Genomic DNA, 17346 nt, shown 5'->3' on the forward strand with positions numbered 1-17346 from the left:
TCAATTACCCACATTTAGCCGAGTGGGCTGAGGGAGCGCATAAACTGTTGCATCGCAGGAATCGACCGTGATTCCTTGTCTGGCACCGATTCGCGGGGGCGGTGCCAATGGACGGAGAAGCAGGCGCATGGTTTGATCGTGAGCTCGCGGGCTGCAGCCTTGCCGACGAGCGCCTGAACAAGCGGCTCCGCAAACTGGTGGCGCAGATCGGGAGCGCCATGGGAGAAAGCATTCCGCTGGTTTGCCAGGATTGGGCCAACACAAAGGCTGCCTATCGTTTTTTCTCCAACGACCGGGTCAGTGAGGCGGACATTCTGGCAGGCCACTTTCAATCGACGCGTGAGCGCACGATTGCCACAGGCGGTGCTGTTCTGGTGCTCCATGATACAACCGAGTTCAGCTATCGAAGGGAGGACTCAGACGCGATCGGGATCACCAAGAGCATAAACAGCGGCCGGGACAAGGCCGGCCGCCTGAGATCGCACACGGTTTGCGGCATCCTGATGCACTCGAGCCTGGCGGTAACGACCGAGGGGCTGCCGCTTGGACTGACGGCCGTCAAATTCTGGACCCGAAAGAAATTCAAGGGGACTGCCGCGCTTAAAAAGAAGATCAACCCGACGCGCGTTCCCATCGAGAAGAAGGAGAGCGTCCGATGGCTGGATAATGTCCGGCAATCCACAGAGCTGCTGCGCGATCCGGGACGATGCATCCATATCGGTGATCGCGAGAGCGACATCTATGAGCTGTTCTGCGCGGCTCGCGAAGCTGGAACGCATTTCGTGATCAGGACTTGCGTTAATCGCTTGGCTGGGGATGGGGATCACACGATCGCCGACGAAATGGACGAGGTCGCCGTCAAAGGACTGCATCGCATCGACGTCAGAAACAACAACGGCGATCCCGATGAAGCCGTCCTTGAGATCAGATATCGCAAGATTCGCGTCCTGCCGCCAATTGGGAAGCAGAAGCGCTATCCTGCGCTGATCTTGACGGTGATCCATGCCGAAGAGCGCGTAACGCCGAAGAACAGAAAGAAGATCGAGTGGAAGCTGATTACAGATCTGCCTGTGGGCTCACGCGCCGACGCAATCGAGAAACTCGAATGGTATGCCTTAAGATGGAAAATCGAAGTCTTCCACAAGATCCTCAAATCGGGCTGCAAAGCTGAGGAATCGAAGCTCCGGACCGCCCAGCGTCTGACCAACCTGATCTCTGTCTTTTGCATCCTCAGTTGGCGGGTCTTCTGGATGACGATGCTCAATCGCGCAGCTCCAGGGGCGCTACCGACTCTTGCGTTGACCGCAACTGAAATCGCCCTGCTCGATCGACTCGTGAATGACAAACCGCAAGCTCGACGGAAAACCCTCTCACATTACCTGGCCAAGATCGCCAGGCTCGGCGGCTATCTCGCCCGCGCCCACGATCCTCCGCCCGGCAACACGGTCATGTGGCGCGGGCTATCGCGCCTGACCGACATCGCGCTGGGGGCCATAGTCGGTGCAGAAATTGTGGGTAATTGAAAGCCGGCTTACCCGGCTTACGCCCACGCTGTCCAGGTAGGCGGTGCCACGGGGCTCGCGATGAGCATGCTGGCGCATCACCTCGTCGTATCAGGCGTCGTGCGTAACGTGCTCGTCGTTGCCGGCGAGAATCGTCTCACCGGGCAAAGCCGCGACGCCTCGATCCAGGCATTGGCGCAGGTCGGCCATCCCGACTACGAGGTGCCGTTGGGGCCGACCATCCCCGCCTATTACGGCCTGGTCGCCACCCGCTACATACACGAATATGGCGTGACGGAAGAAGACCTCGCCGAATTCGCGGTGCTGATGCGCGCCCACGCCTGCACCCATCCCGGCGCACAATTCCACGAGCCGATCACGGTCGCCGACGTCATGGCATCGAAGCCGGTGGCGATGCCGCTCAAGCTGCTCGACTGCTGCCCGGTGTCAGACGGTGGCGCGGCTTTGGTCATCAGCCGCGAGCGGACGGGCGAGGCCGGCGTGCGCATTCGCGGTTGTGCTCAGGCGCACACCCATCAACACGTCACGGCCGCGCCAGCGCTCAGCGAACTCGGCGCCGAGATTTCCATCGCGCGTGCCAAGGAAGCCACCGGCCTTGCGATCTCCGACGTACGCTATGCCGCCATCTACGACAGTTTCACCATCACGCTCGCCATGCTGCTGGAAGACCTCGGCCTCGCGGGTCGCGGCGAGGCGGCCGCGCGGGTGCGCGCCGGCCACTTCGGCCGCGACGGCGCGATGCCGCTCAACACCCATGGCGGCTTGCTCAGCTATGGCCATTGCGGCGTCGGTGGCGCCATGGCGCATCTGGTCGAGGCGCATTTGCAGATGACGGGACGGGCGGCAAATCGGCAGGTACGCGACGCCTCGATTGCGCTGCTGCATGGCGACGGCGGCGTGCTGTCGTCGCATGTCAGCATGTTTCTGGAGCAGGTGCGATGAACGAGCGTCTAGCGGACTGGACCAAGGGTGAACGGGCCATCACCTATCAGACCTGCGGCTCATGCGGCCATGTGCAATATTTCCACTGCGCCTTCTGCGCGACCTGCGGCGCGCCTGATCCGCGCGAGCAGCGCGCCAGCGGCAAGGGCAGGGTCTACGCAACCTCGCTGGTCTGTCGCGCCGCCACGCCCGAAACGCGCGCGCACGTGCCCTACAACATCGTGCTGGTCGATTGTGCCGAGGGTTTTCGCATGATGGCGCATGGCGAGACGAATCTCGCCATCGGCGATGAGGTCACCGCGAGCTTCAAACCGTTCGCGGGAAAGCTCGTGCCGTTCTTCGCAAAGAGGAAATAGTGGGATTCGTCATTCGGGGGCGGTCCAAGGGACCGAGCCTGGAACGGGATTCTGGGCCTGGCGTGTGCGAAGCGCCACCCCGGAATGACGAAAACTCTGACTAACGCAACTCTTGCTAACGCCCGTAGAACAAGATGCTGGCGATGACGAGCATCGCCGTCACCGCCAGCATATGCGCGAGCGCTCCCGAGGCCGCCCCCTTGGTGGCTTCCTTCATGCCTTTTCTCCCTAGACTTGGGCGTGACTCATCGCTGCGCGCGCTGCGCACCCGACGGCCAATTGTTTTTACTCGGAACACCCCACTTCGAGTATCCGCTGCAATGTGTCCCCACGCGGCGAATATCGACTGTGCCAAGGTCGATCAGCAATGCGGCGGCATTTTGACTCGATAATGTTGCTCCTGAGGTCACGCGCGCATACAGTTTCCGGGAACTCTCGTCGACAACGACAATAAGCATCAAAGGCTCAGGGAAAATCTTCAGGTAAATCATGGCCCGCATCAACTACAGCGACCCGTTTAAGGCATCCGACCGCACCCGCGAAATTCTCGACAAGAACCGCAACGCCAACATCTTCCGGATGATGTCGCATTCGCCAAGCTATTTTGAGCAGTACTGCCGCCTCGGCGGTGCCATCCGCCACAAGGGCGAGCTTGATCCGATCGTGCGCGAGCTTGCAATCACACGCACGGGCATTTTGTGCGAAGCGCCGTACGAGATCGTCGCGCACAAGCGCATCGGCAAGAATGTCGGCGTCACCGACGAACAGAACGAGGCGCTGGAGAACTGGCACGCCGCGAGCTGCTTCGACGACACGCAGCGCGCCGCGCTTGCGTTCACCGATGAGATCGTCAAGCTGAACAAGCCGTCGAATGCGACCTTCAAGGCGATCGCGTCAAGACTGACGCCGGCGGCACTGGTCGAGTTGCAGCTCTCGGTCGGCTTCTACATCATGACCTCGAAATTCCTCGAGACCTTCGAGATCGATCTCCAGCCGGTCACGGAAGTGGTGGGCTGATCTGAAGCAGCGCGAGAGATGCCGATGACGATCGATGAATATGCGGCCTGGGCCGCGACGATTGCGAAAGTCGAAGAGCATCCGTCGAACGAACGGCTGTCCTATCTCGGTCTTGGCCTCGCCGGAGAATCGGGCGAGGTTGCCGAGCACATCAAGAAGCTGCTGCGCGACGGCTGGCTCGATCAGGCGGGTCTCGTCGATGAGCTCGGCGATGTCATCTACTACTGGGCCTGCCTGTGCGCGGCGACCGGCCAAAAGCCGTCTGAATTGCTCGCAGCAAGCGCGGCGCGGATCAACCGGCGGCTGAGCGAGGCGGCGAGCCGCTGATCGGTATCAGCAGCGCTCACGTCGACGTCAGGATATCCACCTTGGCGTTGGCGACGATCAGGCGATCGGCCAGAAGCTGCGCCAAATTGCGCATGACGCGCTCGCTCGCATGCGGGTGCTGCTTGCGGAAACGCTCGAAAGCCTTAAGAGGCACCTCGAAGGCGGTCGCTGCCATGTCGGAGAAGACATCGGCGGAGCGGGTGGCTTCCAGCAGCGCCATTTCGCCGAAGGCCATGCCGGCGGTCAGTGTCGCTAGCCGTACGCCGTCAGGCAGGGTGACGTGGACGGCGCCGCTGCGCAGGAAGAACAGGGAATCCGCGGAATCGCCGGCCGCCACGATCCTGGCGCCGGATTGATAGGTGCGGATGGTGCAGAGCGATGCCAGATCGGTCAGCTCTTCCGCGCTAAGTCCTGAGAGCAGCGGCTGCTCGACGAGCTCAGTGGTTTCGTGAAAGTCGATCGAGCCGCCATGGCGGTAGACGATCTGGTCTTCCGCCCATTCGATCGCGGTGTCGAGCAGGTAGAAGTCCCGGACGTTCTTCAGCTCGGCGGTCCACTCTCGCAACGTATTCCATTCCTTCGAGGCGCGCTTGACGCCGGACAGGATCACGGTGACGTTCAGCGCTGCGAGCTCCTCGAAGGCTTCGGCCACCAGCCGGGCGCCTGCGCGCGTGGTGGAGGTGACGCGGTGCAGGTCGAACACCACGAATTGCGGCCGCGGCCGCGCTGCAAGCCGGCGCGACACGTAGTCGACCGCCGAGAGCGACAGCGTGCCCACCAGCTCGATGACCCGCACCTCCTGCTCATGGGCTGCCAAAATCTCGCGCTCCTGCGGCCGGCGGACGCGCCGCGACGGGCTCTTGCCGATGTCGTAGTCGGCAATGATCGCGTTGCGGGCATCGTCGCTGCGGTTGAGCATGTGCAGGTCGTAATGCGTGGACAGCGCCTCGCAGACCTTGATGCCGCGCACGCTGTTGCCGTGCTTGTCGAGTCTTGGCGAATAGCTGCCGAGCCCGAGCCGGGCGGGCAGGGCCGCGAGAATACCGCCGCCGACGCCGCTCTTGGCGGGTATGCCGATCCGGTAGATCCATTCGCCGGCATAGTCGTACATGCCCGACGACGTCATCACCGACAGCGTGCGCGAGATCGCGTAGGGCGTCAGCACCTGCTCGCCCGTCACCGGATTGACGCCGCGGTTGGCGAGCGTTGCCGCCATCACTGCGATGTCGCGCGCGGTGACCAGCACCGCGCATTGCCGGAAGTAAACGTCCAGCACGGCCGCGACATTGTCCGAGATCACCGCATTGGTCTTCAGCAGATAGGCGATGGCGCGGTTGCGGTCGCCGGTCTGGCTTTCCGAAGTATAGACGGCCTCGTCGACACTGAGATCGCGCCCTGCGAAGCGGCTGAGCGCAAGGCGGATCTGCTCGAAGGCCGCGGCGCCCTTGCTCTCCTGGATCAGCCCGGTGCAGGCAATCGCACCGGCATTGACCATCGGGTTGAACGGGTGATTGTCGGAATTGAGCCGGATCGAGTTGAAGGGATCGCCCGAGGGTTCGACGCCGATCGCGCTCTCGACCTTGCCTGCGCCGAGCAGATCCAGCGCCAGCGCGAATACGAACGGCTTTGACATCGACTGGATCGTGAAAGGCATCCGGCTGTCGCCGACTTCGTAGACATGGCCGTCCAGCGTCGCGAGGCTGATGCCGAAATAGGCAGGGTCGGCCTTGCCGAGCTCGGGGATGTAGTCGGCCACGGCGCCCGAGGTCTCGGCCGAGAATTCATTGAGGCAAGTGTCCAGAAACCGCAGCAACGGCGGTCTTGAGCGGGCCCAGGCGGAGGCGGGAGGCGAGTGCGGTTTCATCGCCTCCTGTTGTGCAACGCAATCAGGGCACGCGCAACCCGTCCGGGATCGGCCCTTGCCGTCGGATCAGCAGAAGCGCGATCAAAATCGTCGGCGTCAGGATCGCAAGTCCCAAGAGCGTGACCTGCAACTGCGACAGCGGCATGATCCCGCCGCCGGGCGTCGCCACCACGAAGCCGCCGATCACCAGCAGCACGCGGAGCGGCCATTCCAGCGCGCCCGTGCCGCGGAGATCGCCGACGAAGGGCTGGTAGCCCTGGATGCCGCCGCAGATGAACAGCGTGCCGAACGCGGCGAGCGCCATCAGGCCGAGGCCGGCGAGATAGGGGCTCGGCCCCTGCAGCACCAGCGCCGGATTGAGCACGAAGAAGAACGGGATGAAATAGATGATGCTGCCGACCCACATCGATTCCCAGCCGGTCTTCATCGCCGGCGACCCGGCGATGCCTGCGGCCGCGAAGGAAGCGATCGCGACCGGCGGCGTGATCGACGACAGCATGCCCCAGTAGAAAATGAACATGTGCACGGCCATCTTGTTCAGCCCAAGCTTCTCCAGCGCGGGCGCCACCAGGATGGCAAGGAAGATGTAGCAGGCCGTGGTCGTCAGCCCGAGGCCGAGGATCAGGCTCGTGAACGCGCACATGCCGAGCAGCAGGAAGGGATTGTCGCCCGCGATCCGCAACAAATCGTTGGCCAGGCTCGACACCACGCCGGTCATCGAGAACGCGCCGATCAGAAGCCCGCAGCCGGCGAGGATGCCGACGAGCTCGACGAAGGTGCGCCCGTTGACCTCCAGGAATTTACTGATCGTCGTGAGAGTCCAACGCGTGTCCTTCGAGAACAGCTGGTTGAGGACCAGCAGCAGCGCGGTGGCAAAGAACGGCGCGTGGCTCTCGCGCTTGAAGTAGAGCAGCATCACGATCAGGAGCGCGATGACGAAGACGTAGTACCAGCCGTCCCGGATCGTATCCATGATCCGCGGCAACTCGGCGCGTGGAATGCCCTTCAGCCCGTGGCGCGCCGCATAGGCGTCGACCTGCATGAACAACCCGACGTAATAGAGTACGGCCGGGATGATCGCAGCGATCGCGACGTCGGCATAGCTGACGTTGAGGAACTGCGCGATCACGAAGGCGGTCGCGCCCATCACCGGCGGCGCCAGCACCGCGCCGGTCGAGGCGCAGGCCTCGATCGCGCCGGCATAGGAGGCGCGAAAGCCGCTCTTCTTCATCACCGGAATGGTCATGGTGCCGGCAGTGAGCACGTTGGAGATGATCGAGCCCGACATCATGCCGAGCAGGCCGCTGGCGAAGATGCAGACTTTCGCCGCGCCGCCGCGGAACGTCCCGCACAGCGCGAAGGCGAGGTTGATGAAGAATTTGCCGGCCCCGGTCATCATCAGCGCGGTGCCGAACACGAGGAAGCCGATCACGGTGTCGGCAAACGCCTGGATCGGAATCCCGAGCAGGCTCTCGCCAGACAGCACGTGATAGGCAGTCGCCTGTTCCAGCGTCGATTGGGTGCCGCGGAACGGCCCGAGCCAGCTCGACTCCGCAAACAGCGGATAGATGGTGAAGGGAAATACGCTCAGCAGCAAGCTCCAGCCGCCGGTGCGGCGCAGCGCCTCCATCAGCATCACCCACATCACGAGGCCCGCGGCGATCACGCTGTTGGGCGCGCCGCCGAATTCCCATCCGGCCTCCGCCGCCTTGCGCACGTTCGACATCAGCAGCAGGGCCGCGGCGAAGGTGACGACGAAGAATGCGAGGTCGTACCAGGGAATGCGGTCGAGCGGGGCGCGCTCGGTGCCCGGGAAGATCAGGAAGGTGAAAGGCAGCATCAAGGCGATCAGGAGATAGAAGTACTCCGTGTTGAGCTGGGTGTAGCCGATGAAGAAGCGTAGCGAGAATTGCTGGTTGATGCAGAGCAGGATCGTCGCCGCGGTCGCGACGACCAGAGCCCAGCGCCAAGCCCCTTGCAGCGTGCGGACGCGCGTCACCTCCGCTTCCTGCATGTTGCCGGCAGCGCCGTGCGGATCGTCGAACACGATCCGCTTGGCCTGCGCTTGCGGGCCGGAGGAGACTGAAGCAGACGACATGATCGATCTCGCGCGTAGGTTGGTAACCGCTGTGGACTAATCCTCGAAGCCGTTGGGCATGTCGGCCTTGGCAAGCGCCGTCGCGCGCGCCTTCATCCAGCCCTCGAGGAAGGCCTTGTCGTCCGCGGGCGGATTGGACTTGCCATAGTCCGCCCAGGCGGCCGCGAGCACCTCCTGGCGCTTGATCAGTCTGCTGTTGTGGGCATCCTGCGCATCGGTCCATTGCCCGGCTTCTTTCAGCGCCTTCACCGCGCCGGGATGCACCGGCACGACCCAGTTCTTGGTCTGGCGATCGGCGGCAAGCCCGCCGGCGCCGGGCGCGGAGTCCTTGTAGGCGTCGTAGTTCACGATCATTGCCTTCGTCATCGCATAGACCTGGTCGGCCGGTTGCGCGGCGTAGGCGACGAAGATCGGGTAGGGATAGTTGCCGAGCTCGATCGGCTTGTCCGGCGAGATGCCGGCGCCACAGGTCGCAGTCTGCGGGAAGAAGAACGAGCCGACCTTCTGCATCCGCGCCCAGCCCTCCTTGTCCTTGGCCGGCAGCGGCGGCCAGATCAGCCCGCGCGGCGAGGTCTCGGCTTCCTTGGCGGGACCGGTGATGGTGGTGCCGAAGGCCGCGTCGGTGTCGTTGTTGACGAGGCCCTTCCACATCGCGCCATAGCTTGCGAACTCGACGATTTTGACGTCCTTCTGCGTCAGTTCGCCGAACGCGAGCACCGCGAGCGAATTCTGGTTCAGCGCGGGCGAGCCGACCACGAAGCCGACGCGCTTGCCCTTGAGATCCCCGATCTTCTTCACGCCGGCATCGGCGGCAACGCCGAGCGAGCCGCAATTGCAGTCGACGCTGGACAAGAGGATCTGGAGCGGCTGCGGTCCCCATTCCCTGCTGCCGAATTCGAACACGCCTTCCTGCGCGAAATAGGTGCCAGATCCCATCGCCGCGGACACCGCGCGTTTGGCGCGCAGCGGCGCCAGGCGCGCAACGTCGTTGCCGGCGGGCAGCACGCGCACGTCAGTGTTGTATTTGTCCTTCATCATCTTGCCGACGCCGACCGCGATGTTGAAGCCGGCAGTGCCGGTGTCATAGGCGGTGAAGGTAAACGTCGCCGGCAGCTTGATGTCTTCGGCAAACGCATAGCGTGTGGACACAAAAGAAATGCCTGCCACCAAGGCAGGCGCGAGCATGATCAGCCCACGAAGCATGTTTTCCCTCCCATCGTCCTCGCTTTCGCCGCGAAGACTTTCTTGTTTGGATTCGATCATGTCATCGGCCATCGGCGATGGCAACGCCGTACCGCAAATGCGAAGCGTCGGTCTGACAGATTGTCGCGGACACGTCGAAAATTCGCTCAACTCGCAACGATCGCGATGGCCTGGCCTTCGGCGACAACGTCGTCGAGCTTCACGAGCAGCGATTTGAGCGTGCCGGCCGCGGGCGAGGACACCGGTATCTCCATCTTCATGGCTTCGACCACCACAACGTCATCGCCATCTGCGACGGTTCCTCCAACTTGCACGGGAGTTGCGCAGACGCGCCCCGCGACTTCGGTGACGATCTTAATATCTGGCATGCCAATCGCCTTTTTGTTGTCGTCGCAAAATGCCTGAGGTAGCTTCGTCTGCAAGCGGAATTTAATTCCGCACAGCGGAACAACTGGTAGGGATCATGGGACGACGTTCGGAGCGGTTGAGTAGGCAAGGAGTCCTCGCCGGTGATGCCGGTGAAGGTGATGTCATCCAGGTGGTCTCGCGCGCGTTCGACGTGTTGCGATGCTTCGAGGGCCACGAGGCCCGACTCGGCAATCTCGAAATTTCAAATCGCTGTGGTCTGCCGCGCTCGACGGTGTCGCGGCTCACGCACACGCTGACGCGGATGGGACAACTGGTCTATCTGCCGCGCGATCAAAAGTATCGCATCGGCCCGAGCGCAGTGGCGATGAGCGCGTCGATGATGAAGGGCGCGCAATTGCGCAGCATGATCCGGCAGCGGCTCCAGGAAGTCGCCGAGCAATTGCCGGGCACGGTCGGCTTCGTCGTCCCCGATCGCTTTCATCTCGTCTATCTGCAATTCGCGCGCTCGGCGACCGCCCTCGGCCTGCATGAGAGCACCGGCAGCCGAATCTCGATGGCCTCGACCGCCGCAGGCGCGGCCTACACCGCGGCGATGGCGCCGGAGGTCGGCGATGCCTTCATCGCGGAAATGGAACGGGAAGCTCCCGAGGCCGCCACGATCCTGAGGCCCCGCATCGAGGCCAACCGGCAGTCCCTGCGCGAGCGCGGCTATGTCGTGGCCTGCGGCCTGTGGAGCCCGCACATCAACGGGCTCGCGGTCCCGATCTGGTCGCCGCAATACCAGACCTTCGTGGTCATCACGATCGGCCTTCTGTCCGCGATGTATGACGAGCAGCGTCTGCATGCCGAAGTCGCGCCGCCGATGCTCGAGCTCGGCCGCTCGTTGGGCAGCCTGCTCGAGGGCGCGGAAGGCGATGTCTTCAACAATCGTCTCGCGCGCAAGCCGATCGCGATGGCGGTGCATAACAATAACAAGCCGATCAATTCGGAGGGAGTGAATGAACTGGAAGCCGGAACTCGACGAACTCGCCCGGCGCGAGGCCTTCGCGCGGGAGATGGGCGGCGTTGACAAGGTCAAGCGACAGCATGACCAGGGCCGGCTGACTGTTCGGGAACGTATCGACGGACTGATCGACAAAGGCAGCTTTCACGAGATCGGTGCCGTCTCCGGCATCGGCGAATACGATCCAACCGGCGAGCTCAAAAGCGTGACGCCGGCGAACTGCGTGTTCGGCCGTGCGCGCGTCGACGGCCGCACATTGGTCGTGGTCGGCGACGATTTCACCGTGCGCGGCGGCTCGGCCGATGCGTCGATCTCGGCAAAGCCTTTGATGGCGGAGGAGATGGCGCACGATTTCCGCCTGCCCATCGTCCGCATCATCGAAGGCTCCGGCGGTGGCGGCTCGGTCAAGACGATCGAGACCAAGGGAGCGGCCAATCTGCCCGGCGGCATCGGCGGCACGCGCTGGTATCGCTTCACGACGGAGAATCTCTCCCGCGTGCCCGTGGTCGCGCTCGGCCTGGGTTCGGTCGCGGGCCTTGGCGCGGCGCGTCTTGCCGCCAGCCACTATTCCATCATGACCAAAAAATCCGCGATGTTCGTCGCGGGCCCGCCGGTGGTGAAGCGGCTGGGGCAGGATCTGTCGAAGGAGGATCTCGGCGGCGCCGACATCCAGACCCGCGCCGGCGCGGTGGATCATGCCGTCGAGACCGAGGAGGAGGCCTTTGCCTGCGTACGGCGCTTCCTCTCTTATCTGCCTTCGTCCGTTTACGAACTGCCGCCGACCGTGCCCTGCACCGACGATCCGGAGCGCACCGAAGAAGCGCTGATGAACGCGGTGCCGCGCAACCGCAAGCAGGTCTACAAGATGCGGCCGATCATCGAGTCGGTCGTCGACAAAGGTTCGTTCTTCGAGGTCGCCTCCAATTTCGGCAAGCCGATCATCACCGGCCTCGCGCGGCTCGAGGGCAGGGCGGTGCTGCTGCTTGCCAGCGACAGCTTCCACTATGGCGGCTGCTGGACGGCGGATGCCTGCCAGAAGGTGGTGCGCTGGGTCGACTTCGCGGAGACCTTCCATCTGCCGATCGTCTATCTGATGGATTGCCCCGGCTTCATGATCGGGCTGGATGCCGAGAAGGCCGCCACGATCCGCCACGGCGTTCGCGTCATGGCCGCGGTCAACCAGACCACGGTGCCCTGGTGCACGGTGATCCTGCGCAACGCCTTCGGCGTCGCCGGAGTGGTGCATCAGCCGGCCGACCGCTTCTCGATCCGCTACGCCTGGCCCTCGGCCTATTGGGGCTCGCTCCCACTCGAAGGCGGCATCGAAGCCGCCTACCGCGCCGACATCGACGCGGCCGAGGACAAGGCGGTGAAGCTGAAGGAGATCGAGGACCGTCTCAACAAGCTGCGCTCACCGTTCCGCTCCGCCGAAAAGTTCTGGGTCGAGGAGATCATCGACCCCCGCAAGACGCGCTCACTCCTCTGCGAGTTCGCACGGCTGGCGGAGCCGCTGCGCAAGCCGGGCCCGTCGGGGAACATGTCGATCAGGCCGTAGGTCCTCCGCGCTCACATTCCCAGACGTGGAACCTGGAACCCGCCTCGGCGTTCTTTGCTGATGTCGCTTCTCGGTCGGAGCTTGGGTCGCTAGCCTTGCGGACCCCGGTGGGCCGGGTCGCGCCCTGCTCTGGAAGGAGCGTCAGGGGGTCCAATGGCAGGCACATCCAGCGGGGCTCAAAGCAGGGATTCTGGAGATCTGCCCAGGATTTCGACGGGCAGCGATGGCCTGGACGACATCCTGTGTGGCGGCCTCGATGCCAACCGCATGTATCTCTACGAGGGGCGGCCCGGCACGGGCAAGACCACGATGGCGCTTCAATTCCTCCGCGAAGGTGTGCGTGGTGGTGAACGGGTGCTCTACATCTCCTTGTCTGAGACCGAGCGCGAGCTGGCGCTCGTTGCGCGGCGGCACGGCTGGTCGCTGGATGGCGTTGATATCTTCGAACTGGTCCCGCCGGAGACGACGCTCGATCCGGAGCGCGAGCTTACCGTATTCCATCCCGCCGAAATGGAACTGAGCGAAACGACCAATCTCATTTTCAAGGAGGTCGAACGGATCAATCCCACCCGGGTGGTGCTGGACAGCCTGTCCGAATTGCGCCTCCTCGCTCAGAACCCGCTCCGGTACAGGCGCCAGGTTCTGGCCCTGAAGCATTTCTTCACGAACCGAAATTGCACGGTCATCATCCTCGACGACCTCTCGTCCTTCCAGGATGACTTGCAGCTCCATTCCATCGCGCACGGCGTCGTGATGCTCGAACAGCTCGCCATCGACTATGGAGCAGAGCGCCGGCGCCTTCGCGTGATCAAGATGCGCGGCATTCGATTTCGCGGCGGCTTCCACGATTTTACGATCGAAGCAGGAGGCTTGCGGATCTTCCCCCGCCTGGTAGCTGCCGAACATCATAGGTCGTTTGCCGGTGAGTTTACGCCCAGCGGCAATGCCGAACTCGACCAGCTGCTTGGAGGCGGGCTCGAGCGCGGCACCAACGCGCTTCTCATCGGCGCGGCCGGTGTCGGCAAATCTTCGGTGGCGCTGACCTATGCGATAGCGTCCGCCAAACGCGGCGAGCACGCCGTATTCTTTGCCTTCGATGAAGGTCGCGGCACGGTGGAAGCCCGGGCTCGAACGCTTGGGCTGCCTCTCGAGCAATACCTTCAAACGGGGCTTATCCGGTTTCAACAGATTGATCCGGCCGAGCTGTCACCGGGCGAGTTCGCCGCCAACGTGCGGAAGAGCGTCCATGTGGACAACGCTCGCGTGGTCATCATCGACAGTCTGAATGGCTACCTGAACGCAATGCCCGATGAGCGATTTCTCATCCTCCAGATGCACGAACTCCTGACCTATCTCGCGCAACAGGGCGTGCTGACCATCTTGATCCTCGCTCAACATGGGCTGGTCGGTCCGATGGATACGCCTCTCGACATCAGCTATTTGAGCGATGCGGTGCTGATGTTGCGCTATTTTGAAGCGGGCGGAACGGTGCGGCGCGCCCTGTCGGTCGTCAAGAAGCGCAGCGGCAATCACGAGCATACCATCCGGGAGTTTCGCCTCAGCAGCGCCGGCATCACGCTCGGCCCTCCGCTGAGGGAGTTCAGCGGCATCTTCTCCGGCAATCCGCGCTACACCGGCGAGGCAATGCCAGAAGGGCCCACTGAATGAGCCGCGACCGAGATCAATGCGTTCTCGTGTTTGCTCCGATCGGCCGCGATGGACCGGCATCCGCCGAGCTTTTCCGTAGTTCGAATCTTGAAGCGATCAATTGTCGGGGTCTCCCGGAACTGATTACCGAGATGACGGCCGGCGTCGGCGCCGTTTTTCTCGCCGAGGAAGGCTTGTTCGGGAGGGACGCGACCCCGCTGGCACAGTGGATCGAGCGGCAGCCGCCTTGGTCTGATCTGCCCTTTGTCATTCTCACCAGCCATCGAGAGCAGCCGGCGGTGGTTGCCTGGCGCCGCAGCATCGTCGAGGCACTCCATAACGTTTCGCTGCTTGAACGGCCGGTTCAGCCGATAACGCTGACCAGCGCGGTTCAATCCGCGCTGCGGGCACGCCGGCGGCAATATGAGATTCGGACCTTGCTCGAAGCGCGTGAGCGAGCGGCTCAGCAACTCGAGAAGCTCGTGGTCGAGCGCACGCGAGCGCTCGAGGAAGCCAACAAGCAGTTGCGCGTCGAAATGGAAGAGCGCGCGCGCGTCGAGGAGACGCTTCGGCATGCACAAAAGATCGAAGCCATCGGACAGTTGACTGGCGGAGTAGCCCACGACTTCAACAACCTGCTGATGGTGATCTCCGGCGGACTGGATATGCTCAACCGTCAGACCGACCCAGCCCGCCGGCGTCGTCTCATGGAGGGGATGGTCCAGGCTGCGCAGCGTGGTGCCAGCTTGACCAGGCAGCTCCTGGCCTTCTCCCGCCGGCAGAAGCTCCGGCCGGAGCCTGTTGACGTTGCATTGCAGATCGGTGGTATGCGCGAATTGCTCGATCGGAGCCTGAGAGGTGACGTTCATGTCGAATTTGATTTTCCGGATAGTCTTTGGCCGGTGGAGGTCGACCCCGGGGAGCTTGAGCTGGTCATTCTCAACCTGGCGGTCAACGCGCGGGATGCGATGCCCAACGGCGGCACGATCGTTGTCCGCGGTGAGAACCTGCCCAATCTGAACGATGGGCAGATCGTCGGCGACTACGTCCGTCTCTCGGTGGTCGACACCGGCGTTGGCATGGGCCCCGAAATCCTGTCGCGGGTTTTCGAGCCGTTCTTCACGACGAAGGACGTCGGGAAGGGCTCGGGACTTGGGCTTCCTCAGGTCCACGGATTTGCGACCCAGTCACAGGGGGCGGTTCGAATAAAGTCGACGGTTGGCAAGGGCACCAGCATCGAGCTCTATTTGCCGCGATCCATGAATCTTCCGTCTCAAGAACGGCATCTCATCGACTTGACAAGGGCTCCGCCGAAGAAGGCCAGCCGTGGCCAGATTCTGCTGGTCGAAGATGACGACGAGGTCGCCGCACTGGTCAGTGAGATGCTCGCGCAGCTCGGTTATGAAGTCACGCGCGCTGCCTGCGCCGCGGCGGCCCTCGGTGCCCTCGCGGACGGCCGCTCTGTCGACCTCGTTTTTTCCGATATCATGATGCCGGGTGGCATGAACGGGGTTGAGCTCGCGCGAGAGATCAAGAGAAGACGAAGCGACCTGCCGGTATTGCTGACGAGCGGATACTCCGAAGCTGCAGTCCATGACGCCGAAATGGCCGGAGTTCAGATCCTGCGGAAACCCTACCACATCGACGAGCTGGCAGCAGCGCTTGGCGCTGCCAGGCGGAATTTCCGGCGCGACGCGGAATCCAAGCGCTCTGGCACGTCCTGAGGCTGGCCGCAGATTGGCTCCCGGGACGGTGATCCTGCGGTGCGCGCCTTTTGCGTCACCGCGATACCTCAACCGCTTCGATCTCGACGAACCCGTTTAGTCGGCGTTAATGATGCTTTCTCAATATGACACATCTCAATCTGTCGCCTCCATGTTTATGGATTGCCCGTAAGCGTTGATTAAGAGGGCCATAGCCATATTTCCGCCGTGACGAGCGAGGGATCGGCGGCGAAACCTGACCGTCTCCTCCGGTCGCAAGAGTCCAGGGAAGCGTCTGTGCCGCAGCGACGGCAATTAGGATGAAGGTCATGCTCCGCTGCGCAGTGCTTCGTTTCGCGAGAGATCGGAAAGCCAACGTCGCCATTATCTTCGCGCTCATGCTGGTCCCCATCATCTTTCTGCTGGGCATGGCGCTCGACTACACTTTGGCCTTGCGGCAGCGGGAGCAGCTGAACGCGGCTGCCGATGCGGCGGCGATCGCGGCCGTGAGGCCGGCGATGCTGACGCAGACCGACAGCACCGTCGTCCAGGCGACGGCGGCAGCCGTCTTTGCAGCGAAGGCAAATCTTCCAGGCCTGTCGACGACTCCGATACCAACGATCAATGTCGTCGATTCCGGCCTCGCGCGGACCATCACGGTTTCCTATACCGCCCAGTCCGTCAATAATTTCCCGGGCGTTCTCGGCAAGCAGACCTGGCAGATCAACGGCTCCGCGACTGCGAAGGCTTCGAGCGCGCCCAACATGAACTTCTATCTGCTGCTAGACGACTCTCCGTCGATGGCGATTGCGGCGACTCAGAATGACATCGACAACCTGATTTCCTACACAAGCAAACAGCCTTCGGGGTCGGCGAACTGCGGATTCGCCTGCCATGAATTGAATCCCAGCAAAGACTCCGGCGCAAGTGCGTCAACCAAGGATAACCTAACCATCGCGCGCGCGAACAACGTCACGCTGCGCATCGATCTTGTGGCCAATGCTGTCAAGCAATTGCTCGTGGGACCATGGTCGTGCCCGCAGTCGGGCGTTTCGGGCGGCGTCATGCAGTGTATGTCGGCGCTCAACAACACCACCTACAAGGCCGCCATCTACACCTTCGACTACGGCCTGAATACGATCCAGACGCTGACCAGCCCGACCACCGCCGGTACGCAGATCGCCAATATTCAACTCATGACAGTTGACCACCAAAATTGCGTCATTTCCGGCAGCTGCAACACCGACTATGGCACCGACATCTCGGGCGGGCTCTCGGGTGTCAACGCCATTATGCCCCTACCGGGCACCGGCACCAATCAGCAGGGCGATACCCCACAGGAGGTGATCTTTCTCGTCACCGACGGCGTCGAAGATAAACTCATTTCGACCAGTTCGGGATGCGACCCGAAGGCGACTCTGCCGCTCCCAACGGCCGGCTCGAAATATCGGTGCCAGCAGCCGCTCGACACCGCGACATGCGATACCATCAAGAACCGAGGCATCCGCATTGCGATTCTCTACACCGAATATCTGCAATTGCCGACCAACAGCTGGTACACCAGCCGCATCGCGCAGTTCAACAATCCATCGTCGTCCTCGGGCCTGATCGCACAAAGGCTGCAGTCGTGCGCCTCGCCCGGTCTGTTCGCGGATGTTCAGACCGGCGGCGACATTTCCACGGCGCTGACGAACCTCTTCATCAAGGTTGCGTCAAGCACTGCCAACCTGGTGCAGTAG

At 62.8% G+C, this 17346-nt stretch carries 14 protein-coding genes and 1 pseudogene; 10 read left to right on the plus strand and 5 right to left on the minus strand.

The features are described 5' to 3' along the window. The first annotated feature begins 107 nt into the window (after positions 1–107). From IVB18_RS21925 to IVB18_RS21935, 3 genes and pseudogenes are all read left to right on the plus strand, one after another. A complete protein-coding gene (locus IVB18_RS21925; protein WP_247983252.1) occupies positions 108–1523 on the plus strand; it encodes an IS4 family transposase in 1416 nt (471 codons plus the stop codon). A gap of 12 nt (positions 1524–1535) precedes the next feature. After that, positions 1536–2465: pseudogene (locus tag IVB18_RS21930) on the plus strand (thiolase family protein); the annotation flags it as partial. Beyond that, the gene (locus IVB18_RS21935; protein ID WP_247991032.1) at positions 2462–2821 is read left to right on the plus strand and encodes an OB-fold domain-containing protein; all 360 of its coding nucleotides are present in this window, start codon (positions 2462–2464) and stop codon (positions 2819–2821) included. The pseudogene IVB18_RS21930 and the gene IVB18_RS21935, both read left to right, overlap by 4 nt. A 245-nt stretch (positions 2822–3066) precedes the next feature. On the opposite strand, the gene IVB18_RS21940 is transcribed toward IVB18_RS21935, so the two are convergent. Beyond that, positions 3067–3312 carry a hypothetical protein gene (locus IVB18_RS21940; protein ID WP_247991033.1) on the minus strand — a complete coding sequence of 82 codons (246 nt, stop codon included), beginning with the start codon at positions 3310–3312 and terminating at the stop codon, positions 3067–3069. On the opposite strand from IVB18_RS21940, the gene IVB18_RS21945 reads away from it, so the two are divergent. After that, a complete protein-coding gene (locus IVB18_RS21945; protein ID WP_247991034.1) occupies positions 3311–3838 on the plus strand; it encodes a carboxymuconolactone decarboxylase family protein in 528 nt (175 codons plus the stop codon). The two genes, IVB18_RS21940 and IVB18_RS21945, sit on opposite strands and share 2 nt — an antisense overlap. Positions 3839–3862: 24 nt before the next feature. Beyond that, positions 3863–4165: a nucleoside triphosphate pyrophosphohydrolase family protein gene (locus IVB18_RS21950; RefSeq protein ID WP_247991035.1), complete on the plus strand. Its 303-nt coding sequence runs from the start codon at positions 3863–3865 to the stop codon at positions 4163–4165. A gap of 16 nt (positions 4166–4181) precedes the next feature. Here IVB18_RS21950 and glsA read toward each other — a convergent pair whose 3' ends face one another. The 4 genes from glsA to IVB18_RS21970 form a co-directional block, all read right to left on the minus strand. Then, the gene (gene glsA / locus IVB18_RS21955; protein WP_247991036.1) at positions 4182–6029 is read right to left on the minus strand and encodes a glutaminase A; all 1848 of its coding nucleotides are present in this window, start codon (positions 6027–6029) and stop codon (positions 4182–4184) included. Between the two features lie 22 nt (positions 6030–6051). After that, positions 6052–8127, minus strand: coding sequence for a TRAP transporter permease (locus IVB18_RS21960; RefSeq protein WP_247991037.1), 2076 nt, complete (start codon positions 8125–8127; stop codon positions 6052–6054). 36 nt (positions 8128–8163) lie between these two features. Next, a complete protein-coding gene (locus IVB18_RS21965; protein WP_247991038.1) occupies positions 8164–9330 on the minus strand; it encodes a TAXI family TRAP transporter solute-binding subunit in 1167 nt (388 codons plus the stop codon). A 146-nt stretch (positions 9331–9476) separates the two neighbouring features. Further along, a complete protein-coding gene (locus IVB18_RS21970) occupies positions 9477–9698 on the minus strand; it encodes a biotin/lipoyl-containing protein (protein ID WP_247991039.1) in 222 nt (73 codons plus the stop codon). 95 nt (positions 9699–9793) lie between these two features. Here IVB18_RS21970 and IVB18_RS21975 point away from each other — a divergent pair, with 95 nt between their 5' ends. The 5 genes from IVB18_RS21975 (at position 9794) to IVB18_RS21995 (ending at position 17346) form a co-directional block, all read left to right on the plus strand. Beyond that, positions 9794–10768 (plus strand): helix-turn-helix domain-containing protein, encoded by a 975-nt coding sequence (locus tag IVB18_RS21975; protein ID WP_247991040.1) that lies wholly within the window; start codon positions 9794–9796, stop codon positions 10766–10768. After that, a complete protein-coding gene (locus tag IVB18_RS21980; RefSeq protein ID WP_247991041.1) occupies positions 10698–12257 on the plus strand; it encodes a carboxyl transferase domain-containing protein in 1560 nt (519 codons plus the stop codon). The genes IVB18_RS21975 and IVB18_RS21980 overlap by 71 nt, the downstream gene beginning before the upstream one ends. A gap of 153 nt (positions 12258–12410) precedes the next feature. Further along, positions 12411–13925, plus strand: a complete 1515-nt coding sequence (locus IVB18_RS21985) for an ATPase domain-containing protein (protein WP_247991042.1) — start codon at positions 12411–12413, stop codon at positions 13923–13925. After that, positions 13922–15628 carry a response regulator gene (locus IVB18_RS21990; protein ID WP_247991043.1) on the plus strand — a complete coding sequence of 569 codons (1707 nt, stop codon included), beginning with the start codon at positions 13922–13924 and terminating at the stop codon, positions 15626–15628. The genes IVB18_RS21985 and IVB18_RS21990 overlap by 4 nt, the downstream gene beginning before the upstream one ends. A 308-nt stretch (positions 15629–15936) precedes the next feature. After that, the gene (locus IVB18_RS21995) at positions 15937–17346 is read left to right on the plus strand and encodes a pilus assembly protein TadG-related protein (RefSeq protein WP_247991697.1); all 1410 of its coding nucleotides are present in this window, start codon (positions 15937–15939) and stop codon (positions 17344–17346) included.

Source organism: Bradyrhizobium sp. 186 (genome assembly GCF_023101685.1).
Lineage (GTDB): Bacteria > Pseudomonadota > Alphaproteobacteria > Rhizobiales > Xanthobacteraceae > Bradyrhizobium.